This window comes from Natronorubrum bangense (assembly GCF_004799645.1).
GTDB lineage: Archaea > Halobacteriota > Halobacteria > Halobacteriales > Natrialbaceae > Natronorubrum > Natronorubrum bangense.
Genome location: NZ_CP031309.1, coordinates 52,932 through 67,546, shown reverse-complemented (window position 1 = coordinate 67,546; position 14,615 = coordinate 52,932). Strand labels below are relative to the sequence as shown.

At 57.5% G+C, this 14,615-nt stretch carries 14 protein-coding genes; 8 read left to right on the top strand and 6 right to left on the bottom strand.

Annotated features, from left to right (window positions below):
* Nucleotides 1-201 precede the first annotated feature (201 nt).
* Nucleotides 202-1,452, bottom strand: a complete 1,251-nt coding sequence (locus tag DV706_RS21155; protein WP_006068076.1) for a tyrosine-type recombinase/integrase — start codon at nucleotides 1,450-1,452, stop codon at nucleotides 202-204.
* Nucleotides 1,453-1,735: 283 nt separating this feature from the next.
* On the opposite strand from DV706_RS21155, the gene DV706_RS21150 reads away from it, so the two are divergent.
* The 4 genes from DV706_RS21150 to DV706_RS21135 all read left to right on the top strand — a co-directional run bounded on the left by DV706_RS21150 (nucleotide 1,736) and on the right by DV706_RS21135 (nucleotide 6,230).
* Nucleotides 1,736-2,215 carry a hypothetical protein gene (locus DV706_RS21150; protein WP_006068075.1) on the top strand — a complete coding sequence of 160 codons (480 nt, stop codon included), beginning with the start codon at nucleotides 1,736-1,738 and terminating at the stop codon, nucleotides 2,213-2,215.
* A 167-nt stretch (nucleotides 2,216-2,382) separates the two neighbouring features.
* Nucleotides 2,383-2,739: an SHOCT domain-containing protein gene (locus DV706_RS21145; RefSeq protein ID WP_006068074.1), complete on the top strand. Its 357-nt coding sequence runs from the start codon at nucleotides 2,383-2,385 to the stop codon at nucleotides 2,737-2,739.
* 319 nt (nucleotides 2,740-3,058) lie between these two features.
* Entirely contained in the window at nucleotides 3,059-5,347 is a 2,289-nt protein-coding gene (locus DV706_RS21140; protein ID WP_049890013.1) for a heavy metal translocating P-type ATPase, read from the top strand.
* Nucleotides 5,348-5,669: 322 nt separating this feature from the next.
* The gene (locus tag DV706_RS21135) at nucleotides 5,670-6,230 is read left to right on the top strand and encodes a TATA-box-binding protein (protein WP_136351024.1); all 561 of its coding nucleotides are present in this window, start codon (nucleotides 5,670-5,672) and stop codon (nucleotides 6,228-6,230) included.
* Nucleotides 6,231-6,370: 140 nt separating this feature from the next.
* Here DV706_RS21135 and DV706_RS21130 read toward each other — a convergent pair whose 3' ends face one another.
* Entirely contained in the window at nucleotides 6,371-6,646 is a 276-nt protein-coding gene (locus tag DV706_RS21130) for a HalOD1 output domain-containing protein (protein WP_006068072.1), read from the bottom strand.
* A 205-nt stretch (nucleotides 6,647-6,851) separates the two neighbouring features.
* Between DV706_RS21130 and DV706_RS21125 the strand changes: the two genes are divergently transcribed.
* The 4 genes from DV706_RS21125 (at nucleotide 6,852) to DV706_RS21110 (ending at nucleotide 10,087) form a co-directional block, all read left to right on the top strand.
* Nucleotides 6,852-7,328 (top strand): Lrp/AsnC family transcriptional regulator, encoded by a 477-nt coding sequence (locus DV706_RS21125; RefSeq protein WP_049890011.1) that lies wholly within the window; start codon nucleotides 6,852-6,854, stop codon nucleotides 7,326-7,328.
* A gap of 249 nt (nucleotides 7,329-7,577) precedes the next feature.
* On the top strand, nucleotides 7,578-8,180 hold the full coding sequence (locus DV706_RS21120) for an HdeD family acid-resistance protein (RefSeq protein WP_006068070.1): 603 nt from the start codon (nucleotides 7,578-7,580) through the stop codon (nucleotides 8,178-8,180).
* A gap of 93 nt (nucleotides 8,181-8,273) precedes the next feature.
* A complete protein-coding gene (locus DV706_RS21115) occupies nucleotides 8,274-8,663 on the top strand; it encodes an ArsR/SmtB family transcription factor (RefSeq protein WP_006068069.1) in 390 nt (129 codons plus the stop codon).
* A 179-nt stretch (nucleotides 8,664-8,842) separates the two neighbouring features.
* Nucleotides 8,843-10,087, top strand: a complete 1,245-nt coding sequence (locus DV706_RS21110; protein WP_240756979.1) for an MFS transporter — start codon at nucleotides 8,843-8,845, stop codon at nucleotides 10,085-10,087.
* A 14-nt stretch (nucleotides 10,088-10,101) separates the two neighbouring features.
* Here the strand turns inward: DV706_RS21110 and DV706_RS21105 are convergent, their stop codons facing one another.
* From DV706_RS21105 to DV706_RS21090, 4 genes are all read right to left on the bottom strand, one after another.
* Nucleotides 10,102-11,430 (bottom strand): glutamate-5-semialdehyde dehydrogenase, encoded by a 1,329-nt coding sequence (locus DV706_RS21105; protein ID WP_136351023.1) that lies wholly within the window; start codon nucleotides 11,428-11,430, stop codon nucleotides 10,102-10,104.
* Entirely contained in the window at nucleotides 11,423-12,262 is an 840-nt protein-coding gene (gene proB / locus DV706_RS21100; RefSeq protein ID WP_006068067.1) for a glutamate 5-kinase, read from the bottom strand. The genes DV706_RS21105 and proB overlap by 8 nt, the downstream gene beginning before the upstream one ends.
* Nucleotides 12,255-13,031: a pyrroline-5-carboxylate reductase gene (gene proC / locus DV706_RS21095; RefSeq protein WP_049890010.1), complete on the bottom strand. Its 777-nt coding sequence runs from the start codon at nucleotides 13,029-13,031 to the stop codon at nucleotides 12,255-12,257. Before proC ends, proB begins: the two co-directional genes overlap by 8 nt.
* Before the next feature lie 142 nt (nucleotides 13,032-13,173).
* Nucleotides 13,174-14,517, bottom strand: coding sequence for an FAD-dependent oxidoreductase (locus DV706_RS21090; RefSeq protein ID WP_006068065.1), 1,344 nt, complete (start codon nucleotides 14,515-14,517; stop codon nucleotides 13,174-13,176).
* Nucleotides 14,518-14,615 lie beyond the last annotated feature (98 nt).

The window sequence follows — 14,615 nt, the reverse complement described above, 5'->3', positions numbered from 1 at the left end:
ATACTAATGGCTGGAATCGTTATAAATATATGATAAGTGGTTCTACAGAACACACACCACTCACAAACGGATACACATTCCAACACCGTTTCCTGACGAATGTGTTGTCTCGTCAACAGTCACCCCGAAAGCGTCAGCAAATCGTCCATTCTAACGTCAGTCGACAGCTGGCATGGCCGCCATGCCGTGACAGCTCTGTACTCACGACGGCTGTGGTCGCTGCTCGAACGCATCTGCGAGCCGTTCTCGCATGAATTCGCGCCGATACTCCCGTCGCTCAGCTTCCGAGAGATAGCTCTTTAGCACCACAGACGAGTCAGCACTTCCTTGCTCCGTGGCGATCACGTCCAGATTCTCGAGCAACGCGTTCATCGCCTGGTTATACGTCGTATACCAGAACCGACGCCCCATCTTCGACGTCGGTTGCTCACCACGGACACGAACGGCTGCCCGATCAGCGAGTCGCTTGAACCGTGCCTGTACCGTTTCGCCCGTAATATGGCCGCTCGAGGACGCTTTCGAGGGGAACAGATACCCGTTCCACTCTTGCGTCCCACTGCTGAGCGCGTCAATCCGGTCGGATAGTTCGGGCACACCGTAGATCAGCGCAACGGTTCCGGGGCCGTTCTTTCGATCGTCATCGAACGCGATATGTGGTTGTTCACCCTCGAGGACGAGCTGAGAGACGTGCAACGCGGCTACTTCGCTCCGACGGAGTCCCCATGCACACAGCGCAAGCACGAGCAGTTGTTCACTGGCCGTCTCCGTGACGCCGTACAGCCGCCGAACCTGCTGACTCGAAAGCGGCTGATTGTCCTTTTTCGTTCGCGTCCAGCCGTATTCGGCCGCAATCGATGCAGTCGGGTTGAAACTGGCTTTTGCTCGCCGTTGGAGATGTTCATAGAACTGCTGAATATCGCTCAGATACCGAAGTTTGGACTCATCGCTTCCCAACTCCTGATTGAGTTCATCGAAGACAGCAAGCACTCGCTGAATCTCATCAGCTTCGTCGTCAGGAGCAGCGACTCGAGTCACGAGTGTTGCCTGTCCGTGGAGATCCCGGTACACTCGCGCGTAGGTCGCCAACCGGGCCTGCTTGCTCTTGATCGTCGACTCGGCCAGATTGCGTCGTCGCTCGAGGCTTTCGAGATACAACTCGAGTTCATCGATCGTCGTCTCGTCATCGATCATCCACGGATAGCCGCCGTCCGCACTGGGGCCATCAGCGTAGCCGACAGTCTCGAGAAATGCTCCGAGCGTCATCTCGTGGTGTTCTCGGAGCGTGTACTGAATGCCACCGTAGCCGGTGTCGAGAAGATCCTGATAGGTCGGACGCTCGTCGAGATCGTGGCCGGCGCGTTGCAGTGCCGGTTCGATCTGTGTATTCCAGAACGTCTGTAACTCCTCGAAAGATTTGTGTGACCAGCGGATCGTGTCCGACTCTCCGGTCATGGGCTCGAGACCCCGACTCCGCTGTGCTGTCGTGATTCTAAGATCGCCATTTTCGTACAGCTACGTGTTCATGACAATCACTAATAAATACTGTATACTTTGTTGTCGCAACTGGGACAACCAAGATACACAACGTGATGATGAAGACCAGTCCAATTTTAATAAATCCTATATTGCTATATTAAAGAAATCTGCTGTAGTTGCGGATGCCAAGATTGCTGAACGGAATACGTTAACTTACCTAAATTACTAATGCCTGTATTATTTATCGGAAGATAGTTCTATGGGAGAAGATATCGAAAATAACGTTCCATTCGTCGAACGAACGCCTTCCGTGTTACTCCTGATCGGAACAATCGGCGTCGTGCTGTGGATTGGAGTCAAACAATCGGCGATGAGTAACCCGGTTGCCGAAATCCCGTTGGTACTGGCAGGCACTTGTTTTCTTGGGGCTATATCGTTATCTGTCACCAAATACATCGTGAAGAACGGGACAAGTCAAATAGACACCTACCGAAACGAACATAAGTGGCTACCATTCATCGGAACCATCGGAACCGTTGTCATTCTACTTCTCGTCGGCCTTTCGTTCGTTGCACTACTCAACGGTGTTGCCTACTTTGTACTTGACAGGAATTGGTTTGTCTCACCTGCGGAAGTTGGCGGAGTTCAGTTTTTCTTTCTCGTCGGAATAGTCCTTACTCCCGCTGTTGTTGGAGGACTGTCCGTCAGTCTCAGGGTGTATTGTACGTATACCCGGTAACGACCTTCTCATACGTGTCGTGGTTTAGCAACCTGAAGACAATCCCGTTCAGCAAATACCGGGTATTCGCAACCACACAATCCGTTCAGCGAGCACGAGTTCGGGATGTAAATTTCCACAATCCTGCCCCCCACAGTTTCAAGACTGGAGTCAATGTGGTTGTAGACATGGCAACTGACGATTCACTGGTACGAACGTTTTTTATCGTGGTCGCTGCGATTCTTTTCTTGTCGTTTCTCCTGATGGCACTCATGATACCGCTGATGGGTCTGTGGGGTGGGGGACATATGTGGAACGGCGGGATGTGGGATGGAACCGGAGCTACGTGGATGTGGTTTATGATGTCGGTCATTCCGTTATTCGTGATTCTTGGAATCGGATATTTACTCTACAGTGTCCTTCGTCAGTCACAGTCACGACAGACAGATCCAGCAGTTGAAGAGCTACGAGCAGCTTACGCACGTGGCGACCTTTCCGATGAAGAATTTGAGCAACGCCGAGAGCGTCTGGAACGGGAGAGATAATATTGTCACTCTGTATTAGGATTTGGGTTTCGAAGGTGCGGTAACGCGTATTGGTAGCCCCCTCTGTAACTGGAGTGGCTTGGTAGTATTATACGCTGAACAGGCGCAATACCACGGGATTCCTGCGACTTTAGGCGCAGGAGGACGTCAACGTATACAGCACACGAAAACACGAACTGCGTTACGAGCGATTGCATCTATACTCGAGCTAGCCGAAGCATAGCCTTTTGATTCGAAGATTTGCTCCGTCTTCGCTCGAGGTTTTTTAACGAGAAACCGCTTGAAGGACAAGCCCGTATTCTACACTGAGGGATCCACAATGACATCTCCACAATCAGAACTCGAGCACACCGACCTCTCCCTGTCGGGAATGTCGTGTGCGACGTGTGCCTCGACGATCGAGGAGCACCTCGATGATGTCGACGGGGTCGAGGAGGCGTCGGTCAACTTCGCGACCGAGCGGGCCGACGTCCATCACGATCCGGACGTCGACGCCGAGACGCTGGTCGAGGCTGTCGATTCCGCTGGCTACGGCGTCCGCGAGGAGTCACTCGAGAAGGGGATGGAAGGCGAAGAGGAACTGCAGACGCGCCGGCAGATGGCGATCCGGGCGTGGATCGTCACGTCACCGATCCTCCTCCTGATGGTCTTCATGTGGACCCCACTCGATCCGCTCACGGGGTTCCAGATCGACGTGCTGTTGCTCGTCTTTGCGACGCCCGTGGTGTTCTACTACGGCCGAACCACGATCGCGTCGGCGCTGCGTGCGTTAGGCAACGGCACGTTCAACATGGACTCGCTGATTGCGCTCGGAACGATCGTCGCGTGGGCGACCGGTGTCATGGTCTTCGTCACACCGATGGAGAACTACGCCGGCGTCGGCGCGATGATCATGGCCTCTCACCTCGTTGGCTCGTACCTCGAGGATCGGGCAAAAGGCCGGGCGAGTGCCGCTATCGAGGGGCTGCTCTCGATGCAAGCCGAGACCGCTCGAGTGCTCCGTGATGGCGAGGAGATCGAGGTCCCGATCGAGGAGGTCGAGGTCGGCGACGTGCTGGTCGTCCGGCCGGGCGAGAAGGTTCCCGTCGACGGCGTCGTCGTCGAAGGCCGCAGCAGCGTCGACGAGTCGATGGTGACCGGCGAGTCCGATCCCGTCACGAAAGCGGAAGGCAACGAGGTCATCGGCTCCACGGTCAACGGAGCCGGGATGCTCAAAGTCGAGGCGGAGAAGATCGGCGACGACACGTTCCTCTCGCAGGTCGTCGATCTCGTAGAGGAAGCCCAGGGGACGAAAGTACCGATACAGGCGCTCACCGACCGCGTCACGAACGTCTTCGTCCCAACCGTGCTGACAATCGCGGCGCTTTCGTTTCTGGCGTGGTATCTGTTCCCCGACGCGATGGCGGTCGTCGCTGGAATCGGCGCGCCGTACCTGCCGTGGGTCGACCTGGCACTGGAGCCACTGACGCTCGCCATCTTCGCCTCGGTGGCGGTGCTGGTCATCGCCTGTCCGTGTGCGCTCGGGCTGGCGACGCCGACTGCACTAATGGCTGGGACCGGCAAGGCCGCAGAAAACGGCGTCCTCTTCCGGGACGGCGAGGCGATTCAGACAATGAAGGACATCGACACCGTCGTGCTCGACAAGACAGGGACGATCACGGAAGGAGATCACTCCGTGACGGACGTGGTCGCCGGCGAGGCCGGCGTTCAGAGCGACGGCGGCGTCGTCGAATCAGGAGATGTCCTCGATGAACGCGAGGTCGTCCGCCTCGCGGCGTCGGCCGAGCGTGGGAGCGAACACCCGATCGGCCAGGCGATCATCGAGTACGCCGGGGAGGAGAGCATCGAACTCGCCGAACTCGAGGAGTTCGATAGCGTTCCCGGGAAAGGCGTCGAGGCAACCATCAACGGTAGCCGAGTGTACGTCGGGAACGTGACGTTCTTCGAGGAAGTCGGGATCGAGATCCCGCCGTTCTACGGGTCGAGACTCGACGAACTCGAGGGTGAGGGGAAAACGACGATACTCGTCGGCGTCGAGGACGAGGTCGTCGGCATCGTGAGTACGGCGGACACGATCAAAGACGACTCCTACATCCCCATCGAGACGCTTCACGACCGCGGGATCGAGACGTGGATGATCACCGGCGACAACGAGCGGACCGCCCGCGCGATCGCCGAAGAGGTCGACATCGATCCCGACCGCGTCATGGCCGGCGTCCTGCCCCAGGACAAGATCGAGAAAGTCCGTGACCTCCAAGAGGAGGGCAAGAACGTGGCAATGGTGGGCGACGGCATCAACGACGCCCCCGCGTTGAAACAGGCCAACGTCGGCGTCGCGATCGGCACCGGCACCGACATCGCGATCCAGGCCAGCGACGTCAGCCTCGTTCGGGGCTCCCTCGAGGGACTCGTCGATGCCTTTACTCTCTCCGAGCGGATCTTCTCGAAGATCAAGCAGAACCTCTTCTGGGCGTTCATCTACAATACGCTGGCACTCCCGATTGCCTTCTTCGGCCTGCTCCACCCGGTGATCGCAGTGATCGCGATGTTCACCTCGAGCCTGTCAGTCATCACGAACTCCGCTCGTCTCGGGAACCTCGAGCTGTAGCCGACCTCACCTCTCCTTTCGTTTCGATACCGTTCAACCCACAATCCATCAAACACCAGAAACAGACTGTGAGCACTAGTTTCACGAGCGAACACTCCTCAGGAAACTCCGCATGATTCCACGTCCTTCAGGGCGTGGAGAAGGTCAAGTGATGGCTACTCTGCGAAGCAGCGGGTTTAGGCTGCGGAGGAGATCACACCTTGCGACCACTACTTGATACTCTCGTCAGTGCCGATGCGCCATACAGTGGCGCAGATCGAGACATGATCACGATAGTAGTACGGGGCTTTATAAAGTATACTTGCGTCTTTTTGAGCGACTGATGACGGACCCGAAGGAATCCATCAACATTGAAAACGTCGTAGCGTCGACCGGTATCGGACAGGAACTCGATCTGCAGAGTGTCGCAATGGACCTAGAAGGGGCCGATTACGACCCTGAGCAGTTTCCTGGTCTCGTTTACCGAACCCAGAATCCCAAATCCGCCGCGCTGATCTTCCGGTCGGGGAAGATCGTCTGCACCGGCGCGAAAAGCACCGATGACGTTCATGAGAGTCTGCAGATCGTCTTCGACGAGCTCCGTGACCTCCAGATTCAGGTCGAAGATGATCCCGAGATTGTCGTCCAGAACATCGTCAGCAGTGCCGACCTCGGGCGCAACCTCAACCTGAACGCAATCGCCATCGGACTCGGCCTCGAGAACATCGAGTACGAACCAGAGCAGTTCCCCGGACTGGTGTACCGACTTGACGAACCGGAGGTCGTCGCTCTGCTCTTTGGCTCCGGAAAACTGGTCGTCACTGGCGGAAAACAGGTCGAAGACGCCAGACAGGCCGTCGACGTAATCGTCAAACGACTCGAGGAACTCGGTCTGCTCGAGTAACGCAGCTTCGTCTACGGTGAACCGCTTCACTGGCTCTGTGAACGCTCGGAGGATCATCGCCAGTGAGTTGCCGTTTCGACCTGTGTCTTTTCAGCAGAGCCAAAAATTCAACCAAATTATAACTCCTCGAGGTTGACTCACTATTCGGGCGAGGACTCAGGAGTGTCTGTCGGTGCGTCTCCAATCTGGACCGAGATACCCATTCTGGGGTCGTTTTGGACCTGAACGACGTAGTCCAGATACGTAAATTCAATCTCTACCTGACCAGTGCTCGAGTCTGCGGCTGGCTGGACGAGCGCATCCAGTGCCTCGGGGTCGACGACGCTAAACAGTGGTGGGCATAACTCGGTCGGCAAGACGCCCTCCTTTTGAGCTACCGCCTCGACAACCCGATACGATGGGACGTGTGAAACCATTGCCCGTCTTGGGGCGATGATGATGTATAAATATTGCCCCCTACAGAACGCATTCCGCAAATATAGGTGCTGAAACTGCAAAAATCGCAGTTCAACTTTCGGACGAGCAGCTTCAACTCGCCTCCTTGCCGTATAGTGCACTACCGGTTGTTGATTTCCGCGACGCGAACGAAGATTCTTGCAGATGGCGGCTCTGTACGGACCCATGAGTCAAATCACACTCGACGACGTCGACCGCGGAATTCTGTTCTTGCTGCAGGAGGACGCCCGGAACACCACCATCGCTGAGATTGCAGAGAGGGTCGACGTCTCTGCTAGCACCGTTCGCAACCGAATCGAGGAGTTAGAGGAAACAGGCATCATCGAGGGGTACTTCCCGAAAATCAACTACGAACTGGCGAACTACCCGTTGCACGTGCTGTTCGTCTGCAGTGCCCCCGCTGACGAGCGCGAGACGCTGGCCGCCGACGCACTGGATTGTCACGGGGTGGTTGATGTCCGTGAGATGCTCACCAGCACGCGCAACATCCATATCGAGGTCATCGCCACGGATACCCGGGACCTGACCGAAATCACCAACGGACTCGCTTCGATGGGCTTCAGTATCGAGTCCTCCGAAATCATCACCAATCACCATACTCGCCCCTGGACCGAGTTCGGGTTCGCTGAAGACGAAGAGTAGCCTGAAGGGGAGACTGTCGATTTGACTTATAAGTCGGAGTGACGTCAGCCCCAGCTTCGGAAGCGACACTTTTCCACGGTCACGGTGAGACGTGAGCGTTAATCGCGTTCTGTTCGGATAGGTTATATTTCGAAAACGCTCGTTTCTTCGGATTTATCATGCGATCTGATGCACTAATTTTTCCGAGTTACCACAATCCGAGAAGAGCTGTATATGTACTTGCAAGACCTAATTGATTTGGGAAATAATATGGCAACAACACCAGCAGACAACGAAGCAGTCGACGACACCCTCCTCGAGATGAATTGGGGAACACTCACCGTCGCCGGTGGTATTATCGCCGCCTTCGGCATCATTGCGATCGCGTTCCCGTATCTGACGGGACTGTCACTGACCGTTCTCCTCGGGTTCTTGCTCCTCGGTGTCGGAATCGTTCACGGCGCAGCCCTGTTTTCTACCCGTGGCTGGAAAGGACGGATCTGGCAACTCGTACTTGGGGTCGTTGCCGTCCTCGCGGGGCTCAGTCTGCTCATTAATCCAGTCGTTGGTCTTGCGACGCTTACCGTGTTGGTGATCGCATATCTGTTGGTGGAAGGGGTTGTAGAACTCGTTGCGAGTGTTCGTATGGGTGGTCAGGAAGGAAGTCTCTACGTCGCTGTCAGTGGCGTTCTCTCGCTGGTTCTTGCGGGGCTCCTTTGGGCTGGCTTCCCCGCGAGTGCGGCCTGGGCAATCGGCCTTCTGGTCGGGATCAGTCTCCTGACGACGGGCGTCTCGATGATGCTCGTCTCCCGGTCCGGGAAGCGCCTCACACAAGAGTTCGACGCATCGATATCCGATTCACCCAAGGCCTGAACGCCTGCTTCCGATTCAGATCAGGTGTCTGTCGTTTCGGCGACATCGATAGCTGCGGAACGCTTATTTGAGAGAATGCACAATTGCACTGCAGTGTCCGAAACAGCAGATCGGCTTCGTCGCTATCTCGAGGACGAACTCGGCGAGTGTCAAAGCGAGGACCTCAAGGCGCGACTAGAAGCCCTCGACGACCTCGAAGCAGTGCTTGATCCGGAGATTATGTCGAGCGACGTCCAAACGCTCTCAGCACTCGGCAACGAGACGCGATATCGGCTCGTGCGGTTGCTGGTCGAAGCAGATGAGGAACTGTGCGTCTGTGAGATCACACCCCTCGTCGACGTCAGCGATAGTGCTGTCAGTCATGCGCTCTCAAATCTCGCAGACGCTGACCTCGTCACGAAACGGAAAGACGGCCGCTGGCGGAAGTATCGCGCAACCAGTCGGGCAAGCGCACTGCTTACTGTTCTCGACGGATCGCGGTGAATCACTTCCGACTACTCGATCACTGCTGACGCCGTTCGCGCCTCGAGTGAACGCTGCTCGCTTGTCGTTCCGTTGACCACTGTACAGAGGGATTTCCGAACAGTTCGGGAAACCGTCTTGGACTTGCCCTCGAGGGGCCACCAGAACACATATCACGGCGTCACTGAGTATCGGATGCCGTGAACGACAATGATCGATCTATCACCGGGTTCGTAATGGTCGGTCACGCGATGGTGCACACCTACGAGCTGTCGATACCGATTTTGATGACGATCTGGCTGCTGGAGTTTTCGACAACGACAGCAGTGTTGGGTGCCGTGGTCGCTCTCGGCTACGGACTGTTCGGCATTGGTGCCCTCCCGGGTGGACTGTTAGTTGATAGATTTGGCTCACGGGTACTGATCAGTGCCTGTCTCGCAGGGATGGGTCTCTCGTTTCTGGCGTTGAGTCTTGCACCGAATATCGTGGGGGTCGCAGTTGCACTGTCTCTCTGGGGAGCCACAGCGAGTGTGTATCACCCTGCTGGACTGACGCTCATCAGCAACGGTGTCGAAGAACGTGGTCGAGGGTTTGCATATCATGGCATGGCCGGCAACGTCGGCATCGCCGGCGGACCGCTTTTGACCGCCGTCTTGTTGCTCGCGTTCGACTGGCGGATCGTCTCGATTATCCTTGCAGTTCCCGCCTTGATCGCCGCTATCGTTGGCTTGACCATCACATTCGATCCAACCGCTGCAGTCGAGTTGACCGACGGCGAGCGTGAACGACGGCCGCCATCGTCACCTGGCGAGTTCATCAGTGAAACACGACGGCTGTTCACCATCGGCTTCCTGCTCGTCTTCGTTATCGTCTCGTTCAACGGGCTGTACTACCGAGGTGTGCTGACGTTTTTACCGGATTTACTCGGTGACTTCCTGACAGCAGCCATCGGGGACGTCCAGCCAGGCATCTTCGATCCCGACAGCCCACTGGCCGAGGAGTTCGATCTCGCCCAGTATCTCTACGCCGGGTTGCTACTGGTCGGCATCGGTGGCCAGTATCTCGGAGGCCGACTCACAGACCTGATCGAGCCCGAGCGTGGACTCATCATCATGCTCACTAGCCTTACGATCATCGGGCTCCTGTTCGTTCCCGCAGCGGGAACAGGACTCTGGGGGCTGCTTGGGATCAGTTTCATACTCGGTTTCGCTCTGTTCGCGATGCAGCCGCTTACGCAGGCGACGATCGCAAGGTACTCGATGCCGGAATCTCGAGGACTATCGTTCGGCTACACGTACCTCGCGATCTTCGGAATCGGGGCGCTCGGCGCAGCGGTCGTCGGAACGGTACTTACCTACGGCTCTGCGTCGCTCGTGTTCATCGTGCTCGCAGGATGTGCCGTGAGTGGGGCACTGTTCGCGATCGCACTCGTGACAAGAGAGTAGCGCAGCTCTCGAGGCTACTCGGAGAGACGGCCCGGCGTCCACTCGCCGTCGAACTCCTCGTGGAGAAACGGCTTTGCATCCGCACCAGCGTACGTCCCAACGATCTGTCCATCGCCTTCGAGGTGGTACTTGTAGGTCGTCAGCCCCTCGAGGCCAACCGGACCGCGGGCGTGGATCTTTCCAGTGCTGATCCCGACTTCCGCACCGAGACCAAATCGGAATCCGTCACTGAACCGCGTCGAAGCGTTGTGGAAGACACTCGCCGAGTCGAGACTGCGCATGAACGTACTGGCTCGGTCGGCGTCCTCGGTGACGATCGACTCCGTGTGCTTGGAACTGTACTCGGTGATGTGATCGAGAGCTGCCTCGAGCGAGTCGACGATCTTGATCGAGAGGATCAGGTCGCCGTACTCAGTCGACCAGTCGTCTTCGGTCGCGGCCTCCATCTCGACGAGTTCCTGGGATGCTTCGTCGCCGCGCAACTCGACGTCTGCGTCCTCATACCGGGCGGCGATTTCGGGCAGGAACGTTTCGGCGACGTCCTCGTGGATCAGCAGCGTCTCGACGGCGTTACAGACGGCCGGGTACTGAACCTTCGCGTCGTAGGCAATCTCGGTGGCCATCTCGAGATCAGCGTCGGTGTCGACGTAGACGTGACAGACACCTTCAGTGTGGCCGAGGACGGGGATGCTCGTGTTGTCCTGGATGTAGCGGACGAACTCGGAGCTGCCACGCGGCATGAGCAGGTCGATCGAATCGTCCATCTCGAGCATGGCGTTGACGTCTTCGCGAGCTTCGATGAGCTGAGCCCAGCCGTCGGGCTTGTCGGCCGTGGCCTCTACGATGATCTCGTAGAGCACCCGGTTCGAGTGGCTCGCCTCGCTGCCGCCTTTCAGCATGACGGCGTTGCCGGATTTAAGGCTGAGCGCGGCGATCTGGACCAGCGCGTCGGGTCGGGACTCGAAGACCGTTCCAATGACGCCGATCGGGACGGCGACCTTGTACAGTTCGAGGTCGTCATCGAGGCGTCGCGAGGCGAGGGTTTTCTCGAGCGGGTCATCCTGCTCGGCGACGCTTCTGACCATCTCGGTGATCGACTCGAGTTTCGATTCCGAGAGCTTGAGACGGTCGACAAGCGCCTGGCTGTACTTGCCCTCTTCGAGCAGTGTCTCGGCCTCTTCGACGTCTTTCTCGTTGGCCTCAAGAATCTCTTCATGGCGGGCATCGATCGCATCAGCGATCGCTTTCAGGCCCGCACTGCGCTCGTCATCGTCGAGCTTTGCGAGTTCGAGAGCAGCAGTCTGTGCCTCGTCGACTTTGGCTTGCGTCGATTTCTCAGTCATCGGTGACACCGTTTATAGGAACGAATAGTGTCCCCACGGGCTTGGCAGCAGCGATTTTTTCGAGGATGTCTTCCTCGGTCGATCGGGCGATGATCGCTGGGACGCCGTGTTCGCTGACCTCACGTGCGCCCTGCACTTTCGTCTGGATACCGCCGAACTGGGAGCTCGAGCTCTCGTCGATGATCGACTGCACTTCGTCGTAGTTCCGGCCAACAGCCTCGATGCGTTCTGCGTCGGCGTCTTCTTTGGGATTCCCAGTGTAGACGCCGCCGACGTCGGTGAGCGTGACCAGTAGATCGACATCGATGCCAAGAGCGACTGACGAGGAGAGCATATCGTTGTCTCCGATTCGAATCTCCTGAGTTGCGACTGCGTCGTTTTCGTTGATGATTGGGACGACGCCCCACTCGAGGAGGGTTTCGATCGTGTTGTGGACGTTCGTAAAGCGCTCGGGGTTCTCGAGGTCGTGCTGGGTGAGCAAAAGCTGCGCGACCTTCTGGTCGTAGCGTTCGAAGCTCTCCGTGTAGCGCCGCATGAGGTGGCTCTGGCCGACCGTTGCGAGCGCCTGCGATTCCTCGACGGTCTCACCGGTGTAACCGATTCGCCCCACGCCCGCGCCGACCGCGCCCGAGGAGACGAGAATCACTTCTTTCCCGCGCTCGAGGAGGTCAGCGAGATCATCGACGAGCTTGTCGAGTTTCTCGTCGTCGAGATTCGATTCCTCGTCGGTGAGGGAGTTGGTGCCGGCTTTGACGATTACGCGCTCGGCGTCGGCGGCGAGTTGTCGCGTCTGATCGACTTCCGCAGTGTTGATTTCGGTTACGCTACTCATTTTCCGACTCCGTTGCCAGTTCTTTGGATCGGCGTTCAGCCGCACTGACTGCGTCGACAACCGCTTCGTCAGCGTCGCTGTCCCACAGCACGTCCATACCTTCGATGGTCGTCCCTTTGGGCGAACAGACCGCATCGATCAGGTCGTCGATGCTCTGGTCGGACTGCAAGACGGTCTCGGCAGCTCCTTTGAACGTCTGTGCGGCAAGCGTTTTGGCCTCGTCGTCCTCGAGGCCGCCCTCGACGCCTGCCTGCTTCATCGCGTTCAGGAGATAGAACACGAACGCCGGTCCGCTTCCGTTGACGGCCGTTGCGATGTCCATCTGTTGTTCGTCGACCTCGACGAACTCACCGACAGCGTCGAGGATTTCTCTGACGTCGTCGTTGACACTGTGTTGGGTCACAGCTGCCGCCATGTTCCCCGTCTCAGCCGCGAGGTTTGGCATGACCCGAACGACCGTCGCATCGGTGTGTGGCTCGAGCGTGTCCGTCGAGACCCCTGCGGCGAGCGTGACCAGCGTCTGGTCCGCTGAGAGATCGAGATCGCCAACGACGTGCTGAACGATATCAGGTTTCAACGCGACGATAACGATATCGGATTCCGCTGCCACGTCGGGGTCCGATGTCGTCGTCGAACAATACTCAGCTACCGAGTCGAGCGCGTCTGGGTCCAGATCACACGCTGTCAGAGTGTAATCATCTGCCTTCGAGAGCCCCTTCACGAGGGCACTCCCCATATTTCCGCACCCGATGACGCTAACATCTGTCATCCTATTACAGTTGAGGCGACAAGAGAGACATACACCTTTGGTTTCGCTTCGCGGCCACGAGTCGATCGCGAAACTGTTCACTCGTGGCTAACTCAAAAGGCAGTCACCCGAGACTGCCGACAGTCTCAGATCGCGGGCGTGTTCACTCGTCCAGACGAGGGAAGTTTCCGATCGTGTCCTCACGGAACGCCGACTCGTCGAACTCGTAGTCGTCGCCGAGGAAGTCGATCAGCGTATGCGTATCCCGCATAGCGTTTTTGAGACACGTCGACGCACCTGGCGACGGCGTGATGTTGAAGATGATGTCTTCGCCGACGATCTTGGCCTCACCCATGTCGAGGGACTTGTTCTTCGTGTCGACGATCTGTGGTCGAACGCCGCCGTAGCCTTTCGCACGCTCGATGTCCTCGAGTTCGACGCTTGGAACGACCTTCTGGACGTTCGGCAGGAACTGCTTCCGTCCGACGTTGGGGAGGTCATAGACGAGGTTCCGGAGCACGTACGGGAGCAGGATACGGTCCGAGAGGATGTTGGCGTAGCTGAGGAACGCCGCAGCGTTCAGCCCGAACACGTCGAGGAAGTCTTTGACAGTCGAGATGCGGCCGCGCTCGAGCGCCGGGACGAGCTTCGCGGTCGGACCGAATCGGGTGACACTGCTGTCATGAACGTCTGCGTCGCCGTGGACGGCGGCGAACGGCAGTTTCTTCATCTGGAGCGTGTAGACCTTCCCGTTCAGGAGGTCGTCAGCGAGGAAGAAGCTCCCGGCGATGGGGAGCAAGACCTTGTCTTGGCCGTAGCCAAGCTCCTTTGCGATCTGCAGGCTGTGTGAGCCAGCAGCGACGACGGTGGCGTCACAGTCGAACCGGCCGTGGGTCGTCTCAATCGTGTAGCCGTCGAGCGTCGGCGTGATGTCTTTGACTTCCGTGCCGGTGTAGACGTCGACGTTTGCTTCCTCGCTCGCTTCGTTGACGAACGATTTCGTCGTCTCACCGTAGTCGACGACGTAGCCGTCAGGTGTCTGCAACGCAAGCATCTCCTTGGTTGGATCGCGGCCCTCGACGACTTTGGGTTCGAGTTCGCCGATTTCCTCGCGGCCAATCGGTCGGAGTTTCGGGAAGAGGTCGCCGAAGCCTTCGTCCTCATACCGCTCTTCTAGCTCTGCGACTTCCTCGTCGCCGACTCCAAGAACCATCTTGGAGCGCTTTGCGTGCATTTCTCGGTCGGGGTCGTAGTTCTCCAGATAGCCCGCGAGGAGTTCTGCACCCTCTTTGACCTCTTCGGCTTTTTCGAGGGTGTAGTTGGTCTCGATGTCTCCGAAGTGGAGCGTCTGGGAGTTGTTCGTGTGGTGGGAGTTGATCGCCGCGATCTCGGGTTCCTTCTCGATCAGCGCGATGGAGTCGATATCAGTGAACTTGGCGGTCGTGTACAACAGAGATGCACCACTGATACCGCCACCGACGATGACGAGGTCATATTTGCCAGACATTGTTATTTTTCGGGTAGCTATTTCGACCAGTGTACTCGAAACAGATAACTCATATTTTTTCGATCGGGTTTTCGACAACCGTCGAAAGACGCGTCGAC

Coding starts and splice junctions, on each gene's coding strand:
- DV706_RS21145 (WP_006068074.1), top strand. CDS start 2,383: ATGGCAACTGACGATTCACTGGTACGAACGTTTTTTATCGTGGTCGCT.
- DV706_RS21150 (WP_006068075.1), top strand. CDS start 1,736: ATGGGAGAAGATATCGAAAATAACGTTCCATTCGTCGAACGAACGCCT.
- DV706_RS21135 (WP_136351024.1), top strand. CDS start 5,670: ATGACGGACCCGAAGGAATCCATCAACATTGAAAACGTCGTAGCGTCG.
- DV706_RS21140 (WP_049890013.1), top strand. CDS start 3,059: ATGACATCTCCACAATCAGAACTCGAGCACACCGACCTCTCCCTGTCG.
- DV706_RS21155 (WP_006068076.1), bottom strand. CDS start 1,452: ATGACCGGAGAGTCGGACACGATCCGCTGGTCACACAAATCTTTCGAG.
- DV706_RS21125 (WP_049890011.1), top strand. CDS start 6,852: ATGAGTCAAATCACACTCGACGACGTCGACCGCGGAATTCTGTTCTTG.
- DV706_RS21105 (WP_136351023.1), bottom strand. CDS start 11,430: ATGACTGAGAAATCGACGCAAGCCAAAGTCGACGAGGCACAGACTGCT.
- proB (WP_006068067.1), bottom strand. CDS start 12,262: ATGAGTAGCGTAACCGAAATCAACACTGCGGAAGTCGATCAGACGCGA.
- DV706_RS21130 (WP_006068072.1), bottom strand. CDS start 6,646: ATGGTTTCACACGTCCCATCGTATCGGGTTGTCGAGGCGGTAGCTCAA.
- proC (WP_049890010.1), bottom strand. CDS start 13,031: ATGACAGATGTTAGCGTCATCGGGTGCGGAAATATGGGGAGTGCCCTC.
- DV706_RS21120 (WP_006068070.1), top strand. CDS start 7,578: ATGGCAACAACACCAGCAGACAACGAAGCAGTCGACGACACCCTCCTC.
- DV706_RS21090 (WP_006068065.1), bottom strand. CDS start 14,517: ATGTCTGGCAAATATGACCTCGTCATCGTCGGTGGCGGTATCAGTGGT.